We start from the raw sequence: 1,535 nt of genomic DNA on the forward strand, positions 1-1,535 counted from the left end.
ATTCGCTCCGCTGCTCGGGACAAGCTGTGTCCTTCGTGACCCATTTTTAGTCCTGCGTCGCTTTGCGATTACTAAACTTTATAAGCCGATTATACATTGCAATCGGCTCATAATTTAACTATATTTGAGCCGATTAAGTTAAATAATTGGCTCATGCAATATAATTGGCAACATAAAGACTGGCCAAACTTCCACTATGATGTAGATGATTTACGGGCAATGATCACGGAATTCAGCTTTGAATGGGCCGAAATGAAGGGGTTGAACCTGGGGTTGTCAAAGAAATTGGAAGAGGAAACCATGATAGACATGATGGTTTCCGAGGCCATCAAGTCATCTGCAATAGAAGGGGAATTTTATAGTCGGGAAGACGTCATGTCTTCCATCAAAAACAAGCTGGGCCTTTCTCACAATCCAATTAAAATCAAAGACCGAAATGCCTCAGGTATTTCGGAACTCATGGTAATGGTAAGAAACACCTATATGAAACCTTTGAGTGCCGAGATGCTAAAAGATTGGCATACCGTGTTGATGGGCAAAGCCAGAAACCTTGAAATAGGCGATTGGCGGAAAGGCCAAGAAGCCATGCAGGTAATCTCCGGCCCACTCGGTAGAGAAACAGTCCATTTTGAAGCACCTCCTTCAAACCTGGTCCCTGCCGAGATGGATAGGTTTGTGAAATGGTTTAATTCCTCCATAACCCCAGGCAATGAGGATATTACGGAGGCACTGCTTAAATCCGCTATTTCACATCTGTTTTTTGAAAGTATTCATCCATTTGAGGATGGAAACGGAAGGATTGGAAGGGCCATTGCCGAGAAGGCTTTGTCCCAAAATCTTAAAGCCCCTGTACTCCTCAGCCTTTCCAGAACCATCACCAATGACAAAAACGCCTATTATGAAGCCTTAAAAGAAGCTCAAGGGTCCCTGAACATCCAAAATTGGTTAAGGTATTTCATTCAGATCGTCATAGATGCCCAGCGCGATGCAAAGAACCTGGTGGCCTTTACACTGAAAAAAGCGCGCTACTTTGACCTCTACCAAGACAAGTTGGAGGAGCGTCAACTGAAGGTGCTCCGGAAAATGTTCGATGCAGGACCTGCTGGTTTTAGCGGTGGAATGAGCGCCAAAAAGTACATGTCCATCACCCAAGTTTCAAAGGCCACCGCCACCCGTGACCTCCAACACCTTCACCAGATCAGCGCCCTACTTCAGGAAGGGGCGGGAAGATCTGTGAGGTATAATTTAAACCTGGATGTATAAGCTAAAGTCCCATAGACCGTGGACCGTGGACAAAAACACCTTTGCGCTCTTCCTTTTGACTTTGCGCCCTTAGTGCCTCTTTTATTTACGTGGGTAAATGGGTACCAAGTACTAGGTACCAAGTACAAAGTATCCACATCATCATAGGTTGGTTGGGAGCCCATTTAATGCGGCAAAGCCATTCACCGCCCCTATTCTCGCACCCTCCCTCCGAGCTTCGCTCTTCGGATAGGGTATCAAAACTGTTGTCCCGAGGCTGCGCCTCGGGACGA

The 1,535-nt window shown here is 46.1% G+C and carries 1 protein-coding gene; it reads left to right on the plus strand.

The window, feature by feature from the left end; all coding sequences use genetic code 11:
* Nucleotides 1-153 precede the first annotated feature (153 nt).
* Nucleotides 154-1,263: a Fic family protein gene (locus tag KI659_RS18505; RefSeq protein WP_213946876.1), complete on the plus strand. Its 1,110-nt coding sequence runs from the start codon at nucleotides 154-156 to the stop codon at nucleotides 1,261-1,263.
* Nucleotides 1,264-1,535: the final 272 nt, after the last annotated feature.

It is taken from the genome of Litoribacter ruber, from assembly GCF_018449405.1.
Lineage (GTDB): Bacteria > Bacteroidota > Bacteroidia > Cytophagales > Cyclobacteriaceae > Litoribacter > Litoribacter ruber.

Excerpts from the sequence above, each read along its gene's own strand:
- KI659_RS18505 (WP_213946876.1), top strand. The coding sequence starts at position 154 with ATGCAATATAATTGGCAACATAAAGACTGGCCAAACTTCCACTATGAT.